Here is a 9,239-nt window from a genome sequence, read left to right as displayed (position 1 = left end):
GCTGCAACACTTGCCTCAGCGAGCCAACCTCAAAGAACTAAACATTAACCCCCGTTGCACTTCGGTTTGAAACCGCCCTCTTTCATCAAGAAGTGCGAAGCTGGCAACAAGAGCAATGTCTCTGCCGCATGTGCGAGCAAAGCTGTGGGCAAAGACGGTAAGCCGCTCGCCGGTGCTGCCAAAACGTCGTTCATGAAAAAGTGCGAGGCTGATGCCGGTAAATAATCCTTGCGCCGAAGAAGGCGGGTCCGATGGCCGTTGGGTGCGTGCTGGTTTGGGTCCGCTTTCTCCATCGCATTGCGACCTACCGTCGGCGAGTTTCGTAACCCCCATCTTCGTCGTGTTCTTAACCGGTCACGTCCCTCGGCCACTCTCCTGCTCGAATCCGGGGATAACCTTACGGAGGTTTTGTTCCGGAACGAAGCGGTTTCGCGCACTATTTTGACTAAGGGTATGTCATAGTTCTCCGAGTAACCCACTCGGAGGAGAACATGACGACACTCGATAGAATTCAGGCACGGATGAGGAAACTCCAAGCACAGGCGGAGACGATTCTCGCGAGGGAAGCGCAAGCAGCAGTGGACCACATTCGCGATTTGATGCTGAAGCACGGGCTCACTACCGCCGACATTGAAGCCAAGGCGAAAGCGAAGAGAGACGCAAAGCCAAGCGGTCGCATTGCCGTCGGTCGAAGCGACAAACCGTCGAGCGCCAGCAAGGGCAAATTGCCCGCAAAGTATCAGAACCCAACAACCGGCGAGACGTGGAGCGGACACGCTCGACCACCGGCCTGGATTAAAGACGTGAAGGACCGCACGAAGTTTCTCATCGATGGTGCTAGTGGCGCGTCTTCAGCAGTTTCCGCCGCCGGGTCCAGCGGAAAGGCTCCCGTGAGAAAAGTGAACGCTACGGGCGCACTGCCTGCGAAATATAGAGACCCGAAATCGGGAGCGACCTGGAGCGGTCGCGGTCCTTCTCCGAAGTGGTTGGCGTCCGCAAAGGACCGAACTAAGTTTTTGATTGGACAAGCTCCTGCCGCCACATCGGACGCGTCGGCGACTGGCAAGGCAGCCGCTTCAAAAGCTTCATCGAAGGGCCGCGCTGCGACCAAGAGAGTTGCTGCCAAAAAGGCGACGGCTTCTCGGAAATCCGCGGCGTGACGAAGACCGCTACGAAGAGTTCAGCAGGGGAAACCGTCGCTGCAAAGAGGGGCTCTGCTCGCAAAGCCTCTGCACGAAGAGTCACGCCCGCGACGTCAGCGGTATCGCCAACGCCTGAGGCTACGAGTACGGCATCAGCGTAAGATTGCAAGGAAGATGCGGCGCGCCTTCTGCGAATTGAAAACAACGGCGTACGCAAAAGGCTGCGAGTACACGCGGATTTGAAGAGAAAACTCGAGCCTGCGAAGAACGCAAGCAAAAGCAGAGGCAATCGCGCTGACCCGCTGCCGCTAGGTCGGTCTCCTCGAGCAACTCCTTTGCCTGACTAAACCAACCAATGCCAGAGCGGAACATTATGACAGTCGATATCGGCGGCGAGCGTCAGACACAGCGGCCTCCGACGTCCCTCCAAACCTTGGCAAAGTATCTTGAACTTTCGTTGGACGCGGGCGAGAGTCTCATCATGACGGAGCCGCAGAATCAAATATGTGCGATGTATGTCGGCGACCCGTTTGGAAGAGAGGCGGACCTGCGAATCTGTGGGGCGGTCGAACAGCCCACAGTGGACGAAATCCTTCGCCTAACGCACGTAGGCACAAACGACTGCGCAATTGATGGGCAGGCGTATCGCTTTGTCCGCAGCTTCACAAAAGTCGGGCGCCGTGGCGCCGTCGTCTTCGCGCCGGTTTGATAGCAGGTTGCGGAGAAGCCCCGCTCAGCGCCATGGCAGGCTACTTGAGTTCGCACAGACACGGGCGCTAGTAACGCGACCTCGCAGATAGAGCGCACCTGCTCAATATCGCGCACAGGGTTCGCCACACGGCTTCATATAGAGCGGTATCGTGACTTCAGTTTAATGTCGCCAATAACTTCATAGAGTTTCGTTTAGTCCATAGGCTTTGCGAATCATGTTGAGCTCCTTCTCGAATTCAAGGTGCTCGCCGAGTTCCGCTCGCAGACTTCGGATTTTACGGACAATCGGACGGCCTCTTTGTCTTCGTAGCGAGCTTTCCTTGCGCCTTCCTCCGCCGCAATTGGTAACAGGCGGTGATATAGAGCGATTGCATCGCGGGATGAGTCTTTGCTCGGATTGACGCCATCCTTGCCCACATATTGGTGGCGACCGGACCGCCAGCGAAAGCGGCCCAAGCCTTGTCGGGCTCCTTCAATGCGAGGTGGATTTCGACGATATCGGTGCGCGACCTCGGGCGGAGCCACACAGACTTACCGACGGCAACTGAAGCTTTCTCCTTCTTCACCTGCGCCCACATAAGGCCGAAAGCTCGCTCGCGCGCGTGGTCGACGCTGTCCGTGGCTCGGACTACCTCTATCAGCGCCGCGAATCCTTCTGCGTCTGGTCGCTGCTCGAAGCGGACGCTATAGCTGCTTGTGCCGTTGACGTTTGCACGCAAGGCCCCGCCGCTTTCGTCGCATCGAGAAACGGTTCCCTCATGGAAGTAGGCTTCCTCCTGCGCAAACGTCTTGATGTCGGTGAGAGATTGCACGTCGTCCAGTGTCTGGACGTCACTGAGTTGCGCCCGGCTAGCCATATTTACCGGTCCACCAATGGGCATATGTCGTCGTTGCCTCTCGACGCGTCATCAACGCGATGCGCCATTTTTCATACGCGCGCTGCGGGAGCCAAGCGAGTTCCTGATTCCAGACCAAACAGACGACCCGGGACGCTAACGGCGCGGATTCTTTCGAGTCATTCGGCTCTTTGGGGTGTTGGCGGCCGGCCGACGTGTGCGTTTGACGGAGAACTTACATATGAATAGACTGCGCATTCGCGAATCGCCGTCCAGTCCTATGAATATCAATACGGAACCGCCCGCTGCAGAAAGCTCGGCACTGGATATTCCCGTCCCGCCCCGCGATTTTGGCTCTACACGCCGTACGCTCATCGCGGCATTCGTCGCCTCCATCGTAACGCCCCTGCTCTTCCTGGTCGCATATGGCTACCTCGACTATCAAACCCGTGTTGCCGATTCGTCTGAAGGAATTGGCCGCCTGACAAGGGTGGCTGAGGAGCAAGCAGTAAAAGTTATGGATGTCACGAAGGAGATGTCGCTACGCATATTGGCCTTTCTAGGCGAAGACGACGACGCCCAACTCCGCGCTCGACAGTTGTCAATTCACAATTTTTTAGCGGGCACTGCACGGCATTTGCCGCCTGTCGCGTCTATCGCGATTTTCGGACGCAAGGGAAATTTGCTGGCTAGCAGCAGCGCCTTTCCGGTCGGACTTCAATCAATTGGTGACCGGCCTGTATTGTCGTTTGCACGGCACGACGATGAGACAGCGGCGAACATTTCCCGGTCCGAACAGATTTCCGACCCTGCCGCCGACGTTTTTAACGTAACCCTGCCCCGATACGACGCGCGTGGACGCGTACTCGGCGTCCTGGTCGTCTCGCTTCGGCGGGATTACTTTGACTCCTTCTACCGAAGCCTGACCACGCACGACGGAGCCTTGACGGTTGGGCTATTTCGAAGTGACGGCACCACGCTCGTTCGAACTCCCGCCCCAAGAGCGCGAAGAGCCCCGGGGAGCAGTCAGCCTCTGCTGGAAGCCGTGCGAATCAATCGGGAGGGCGGGCGGCTCAAGGTGTTCTCAGCGCTCGACGGCGTCGAGAAGCTTTTGGTCTACAGGCAGGTCGGTTCCTATCCACTTTACGTGACCGTTGGCATCCCTGTCTCCACGGTGACTTATAGGTGGCTAAGGCACGATGGTTTCATCGCCATCGCAACATTGGTACCGTGTGTCGGTATCTGGGTCTTGGTCTTGTTCAGTTTGAACCGTCTCAAACGCGAACGGACTGCGTGGGAGCGTTGGAAAGCGGAATTTGGAATGCGCGTCTCCGCAGAAACCACGAGCCGACAGATGAGGCGCATGGGTGCACTTGGTAATTTGGTCGCAAACGTAGCGCATGACTTCAACAATCTACTTATGGTCGTTAAGGCCAACATGGAACTGGCACGCCGAAAAAACTTCAATGACCTGGAGAAGGAGGTTGTCGCCGTCGAGCGAGCATCGGCTACGGCCGAGGTCTTGGCAAGGCGGTTACTCAGTGTCGCGCGCAAGCAGCCGCTACGCCAGGAACTGATTGACGTCCGAGATTGGATTGAGCAAGAAGCATCGCTGATACGGACGTCGCTCAGCGACCGTGTCCGCTTGCGAATCACATCGCCGGCGGAAATCTGGTCGATATACGTTGACCCGACCGAATTGCAATCAGCATTGATAAACCTCGCCGTTAACGCCAAGGACGCCATGCCGAACGGCGGCGACTTCACTATTCGGTGTGAGAACGTCACGGTCGACGGCGCGAGACAAAGTCTGAAGCCAGGAGAGTATGTTGTTATCGCGTGTTCCGATTCTGGCGTCGGCATGCCTTCCGCCGTCGCGCAACGCGCATTCGAGCCCCTGTTCACGACAAAAGCTGCCAGTGCAGGTACCGGCCTCGGCCTAGCGCAGGTCATGGCAATGTGTGAGCAGGCTGGAGGGACCGCTCGTATCGTGAGCGCGGAAGGCGAAGGCACCACCGTTTCTCTCTTTCTTCCGCGCGGATTGGGAGAGGCCGACACCAAGGCGACAGTAGCACCCGCGCATACGCCGGCCATTACCGAATCAATCCAGGGGTCCGTTTTGCTGGTTGAGGACAACGAGGAGGTGGCCGCTGGACTTTCGGCCGTATTGGAGGTGTTTGGCTGGAAATCTCGGCACGAGCTTACGGGCGATGCGGCGCTGGGTGTATTGGACGACGGCGAAACGTTCGACCTCATCCTCTCGGACATCCAGATGCCCGGCATCAACAACGGAATTGACGTCGCGGAAAAAGTGCGGCGCAGGTGGCCGACGCAAGCTATCGCGCTCATGACCGGCTATGCAGATGAGTTCGAGCGAGCGAAGAACGCTGGGGTAACGATTCTATCCAAGCCCTTCAACATCGATGACCTTCAAGCGTTATTGCACAGTGTGAGTCCTGCAACCAAATAACCAGGCCGGCGGCCACTCGAACTTGAAACATTCATGCGCGGCTGCCATTCGTTGGTCGAATTTAGCGTTCCATCGCTTGGCTTTGCTGAGTCGCCATTTCACGGATGTTTTGGGAAAAGCGCCGCTTGAACCATGCCTTGACCAGCGCTGTGCGGTCCGCAAAAAATTGGTTCTGTTCCTTTCCGCCACTTCATCGACGTGCCCTTCGACGGCCGCTCCATGTCGCACCGCTGGCCGGGTCTCGATATTTTTGGGCCGCAGCGGGTTGCTGTTGCCTTCGCATCTCCGAGCTCGAGTTGGAACCGGCAATCAAGGTTTGGTACAAAGGCGCTCGACGACGTCGGCTTCTACAGGCTCGACTCAAGGCGCGGTGGTCTCAGCGCGCTCCCGGCAGGGTACTCGGTGAAATGGCCACGCGCTCAGCGTAGCTCAACGCAAGTCAGGCGGTGAGCGAGCTCTGCTAACCTACCGACGCCTAGGCTTCCGACTGGATATTTGACGCGGCGCTGTCGCGCGTCTTCTTGCCAGTTGCCTTAGGCTTCGCATTGGCCAAGTTCGTCGCGCCTAGACCTTGAGAGGCTGCGGTCACCTTCTTTGGTTCGTAGCCGGCGATTTCTTTTCAGCTTTGCCTGCGTCTCCGTGCTTGTCGTCCTTCGCGACCTTTCGTGCCGCCGTCTTCGGCTTGCTAGCGGGCCTGCTCGCAGCAGCAAGTTGCGCGGCTGGCACCACGGTTTCGACGAGGAGTTGTGAAGAGGCCAAGTGCCAGTAGTGTTCGTCGCGGCCTTCAGGGCGGCCGTCTGCTTCCCAGAGCAAGTAAGCGCGATGTCGAATGACATCTTCTGACAGGGCTGAATTCATACTCATTCCAGTGAACGCACGATGGCGATGTTTGTGAATGGACTCAGAACATATCACGCGAGGGACGGTGCCCGGAAGTGACCTCCCTTATCGGACATACTTAATTCCAGTGTTAAACCCGTCCAGCGCCTAAAGGCGACCGGGTTACAAGCATGATGTCCTCCACGTCGACAAGTGCGTGCCAAGCGCGCCTATTCACGAACTGTGGGCCATCGCTGGACGAAAGCGCTGCTCAACTGGAGGCCCGCAATGCGCGGCATAAAGCCCGCTCGGTGGCGCGCTCAAGCGATATCAGCACAAAAGTTCAGTAAAACCCTCACAGCGCATTCGCCAGTAGAGAGTGTCGCTCGAGCATCGTTCCCAGCGAAGTATTCGCTATCCAGAAGCCTGAGGCTTCGATGTGCGCGGAAGCCAATAGAAGCAGTCGGGCGCCGGCGCTATTTTATATGAATCAGCACGAATTTAGCCCGTGCGTCACCTATCGTCCCCGAAGAGGAACCGCCTGGCTCATGTCGACATTCAACAAGTTCATCCCGGAAAATTCGCAGGTGCAGATTGGCTTGGTGACACAAGGCCACATTCCCATGGTCGAACGTATGCTCGAAGGAGGCGCCTTATGGCAAGAAATTGGTCGCGCTATCAACTGGGACGCAGCGACCGCCGCGGAACAGTATGCGACCTATGCCTTCGCGCAGTTGAAGCACCTGCGAGGCAGTTCGAAGGGAATCGCCGACGCGTCGCTGTGAGCGGGCATCGTTTGAGCGTCGTTCAGGAACAGAGTATCAAAGACGATGCAGCCAAAATCCTTCGCTATGCGCATCCGTCAGGAGTGCGCGGCGAGAAAGCGTCGATTTCAAATTCAGCTTGCCGCCAATCAACCACCTCCCGCCTCATGTGCTCCAAGATGTATCGCGCCGCGGTGCTGTCGTAACCGGCTTTCTCCAAGGTGCGAACGTGCTCGCTGAAAGGGACGAGTTCGGCTTCCCGTCGTTCGACGCGGCGCATAACCCTTCCGCGTGGTCGTTCGAAGACTTCAACGTCGTCCATGTGAGTAATTATGCGTTTCATTCACCGTTCGAGGTCTTCGCCGCCACGCTCGCCTCAGCAAGTCAACCTCAAGACGCTAAACATTAACCCCTTGTTGCACTTCGGCTTGAAACCGCCCCGTTTGCGTCTCGGGAATATCCAACGACGAACTTTCTGACGATTGAAGCCACTGCCGCCTAAACGGTAATTCAGACCGTCGCCAAGAGCGCCGGTCGCATTCTAGTAATTAACTCCTTGACACAGGCGATGTCGTCCACAAAAATGTAATCTCGGTGTGAGCAGCAACGGTGAGGGCTTAGTCAGATACCTCGACGAGACACCTAATTAGATAGTTATCCTGATGTATAGGTATGGACGCAGTGCAGTTCACTCGAATTGGGAGAAGGTATGCCTACGGGTACGGTGAAATGGTTCAACGACGCAAAAGGCTACGGATTCATAACGCCTGATGATGGTGGCCAAGACCTGTTCGTGCATTTTTCTGAAGTCAGAGTCGAGGGCTTTAAATCGCTTACTGAAAATCAGAAGGTGAACTTCGACGTGAAGGAAGGTCCAAAGGGCAAGCAAGCGGGGAACATTCATCTGCTGTAGCCAGAAATGAAAATGTCGCGGAATCAACAGCTGACAACGTTTCGTGCGTCTGACACTGGTCGGCGTGGCGCTTACAACAAGCAGCCGTGGGACGGTAAGAAGCCGGGGTGACCATGGCCGCCATAGAGCACGTGTTCGTTCTCATGCTCGAGAACCGTTCGTACGACAGCGTATTTGGATGGTCGAGCCTGGCGGGCACTACGCCTACCGGCAAGCCGACGACCGCGAATGGGCTGCTAGCTGCTTCTATCGTCAACTTTGGACGGACGGGGACTTCCTACCAGCTAGGAAGAGGTGCGCCCTATGCGCTTGGCTTCGACCCGGGCCATGAATTCACCGATGTTTGTGTCCAGCTGTGCGGCTTGCAGGTGGCAAACGCGGACACCGTGCGCAACGACTCGCTGGTCCTCGGCGCGGGAGGTTACCCGCCGTTCGCTACAGACACGTCTACGACGGGTTTCGCCGGAACGTACGAGGACCACTTCGACGCAGTGGCCGATGCCTTCAACGCTTTCACGCCAGACCAACTTCCCGTCCTGAACTTCTTGGCAAGCCAGTTCGGCGTGTGCGACAACTGGTTTGCCTCGATGCCGGGACCCACGTGGCCCAATCGCTTCTTTGCCGTTGCGGGGACATCGTCGGGGCTCGACCATTCTCCGAGTGATGCGCAAGTTCTGGAGGCCGTGTTTTTCAACGCCCCGATTTTTACTTTCCCAAACGGCACGGTGTTTTCGAAAATTCAGGAGTCGGACTGGCTCATCGTGCAGGGTGACGTCGCTCAGACGCGCGGCATCTATGGAATGCAGAACCTGCTCAGCCGCTTCGTCGGAATGGATACGCTTCTCTCCCGGCTTGCCTCCAACTCACTGACGGAAAAGTTCATATTCATTGAGCCGACGTACGACGCAAAGAACGACTTCCGAAATGGCAATTCGATGCATCCGGCCGGTGACGTTCGTAAAGGCGAAGCGTTGGTGAAGCAGGTCTACGACGCTATCAGCGCATCAAAACTGTGGTCAACTAGCGTGCTGCTCGTCGTCTTCGATGAACATGGGGGCTTCTTCGACCACGTGACACCTCCGATTGCCGTGCCGCCCGGAACAGCCGAGAACTCCCGCCTGAAGACTCATAACTTCTCTTTCGACAGACTGGGAGTACGGGTGCCTGCTATCGTGGTCTCACCCTTCGTTCCGGCTGGCACTATCGACCATTCGCTATACGACCACACATCTATTTTAAAGACAACGGACAAGCTGCTTGGGCTCAATGGACTGCTTGACCTCACAGCGCGGGTGCGCGCAGCCGATGACTTTACAAAGCTACTGAGTCTTTCGACCCCTCGCACTGACATGCCGGTGTGCCCATCGCCTGTCGCAACCGCCGGCGCATCCAGACCATCGAGCGAGGGCGCTCCACACTCGAAGGACCCTTTCTTGCCGTTGTATGCGCACCACTGACGCTACCATTTGATGCCGGCCGTCAAGCCATCGTCGTTGAGAGCATCAAGCGTTCGTAGGGCATGCCGTCGACCTTCCGACCGTCATCTGGGCGTCATCAAGGAGAACAACCGGCGGACACTGTTGG

7 protein-coding genes are annotated in these 9,239 nt (G+C 57.1%); 5 read left to right on the top strand and 2 right to left on the bottom strand.

Annotation, left to right across the window (positions count from 1 at the left end):
* Positions 1-491: 491 nt before the first annotated feature.
* Positions 492-1,160 carry an H-NS family nucleoid-associated regulatory protein gene (locus tag AWB76_RS39905; protein WP_244173663.1) on the top strand — a complete coding sequence of 223 codons (669 nt, stop codon included), beginning with the start codon at positions 492-494 and terminating at the stop codon, positions 1,158-1,160.
* A gap of 968 nt (positions 1,161-2,128) precedes the next feature.
* Here AWB76_RS39905 and AWB76_RS36900 read toward each other — a convergent pair.
* Complete coding sequence (locus AWB76_RS36900) at positions 2,129-2,734, bottom strand: hypothetical protein (protein WP_061165021.1); 606 nt, start codon at positions 2,732-2,734, stop codon at positions 2,129-2,131.
* 235 nt (positions 2,735-2,969) lie between these two features.
* On the opposite strand from AWB76_RS36900, the gene AWB76_RS36895 reads away from it, so the two are divergent.
* A complete protein-coding gene (locus AWB76_RS36895) occupies positions 2,970-5,159 on the top strand; it encodes an ATP-binding protein (protein ID WP_061165020.1) in 2,190 nt (729 codons plus the stop codon).
* 585 nt (positions 5,160-5,744) lie between these two features.
* Here the strand turns inward: AWB76_RS36895 and AWB76_RS39895 are convergent.
* Positions 5,745-6,017, bottom strand: a complete 273-nt coding sequence (locus AWB76_RS39895; RefSeq protein ID WP_244173661.1) for a DUF2934 domain-containing protein — start codon at positions 6,015-6,017, stop codon at positions 5,745-5,747.
* Between the two features lie 509 nt (positions 6,018-6,526).
* Between AWB76_RS39895 and AWB76_RS36890 the strand changes: the two genes are divergently transcribed.
* The 3 genes from AWB76_RS36890 (at position 6,527) to AWB76_RS36875 (ending at position 9,112) form a co-directional block, all read left to right on the top strand.
* A complete protein-coding gene (locus AWB76_RS36890) occupies positions 6,527-6,763 on the top strand; it encodes a hypothetical protein (protein WP_061165019.1) in 237 nt (78 codons plus the stop codon).
* Between the two features lie 688 nt (positions 6,764-7,451).
* Positions 7,452-7,655 carry a cold-shock protein gene (locus AWB76_RS39890; protein WP_074171489.1) on the top strand — a complete coding sequence of 68 codons (204 nt, stop codon included), beginning with the start codon at positions 7,452-7,454 and terminating at the stop codon, positions 7,653-7,655.
* Positions 7,656-7,768: 113 nt separating this feature from the next.
* Positions 7,769-9,112, top strand: a complete 1,344-nt coding sequence (locus tag AWB76_RS36875) for an alkaline phosphatase family protein (protein ID WP_061165016.1) — start codon at positions 7,769-7,771, stop codon at positions 9,110-9,112.
* The last annotated feature ends 127 nt before the right edge of the window (positions 9,113-9,239 follow it).

The sequence above is a fragment of the Caballeronia temeraria genome (assembly GCF_001544795.2).
GTDB lineage: Bacteria > Pseudomonadota > Gammaproteobacteria > Burkholderiales > Burkholderiaceae > Caballeronia > Caballeronia temeraria.
This window is presented reverse-complemented; position numbering and strand designations above follow the sequence as displayed.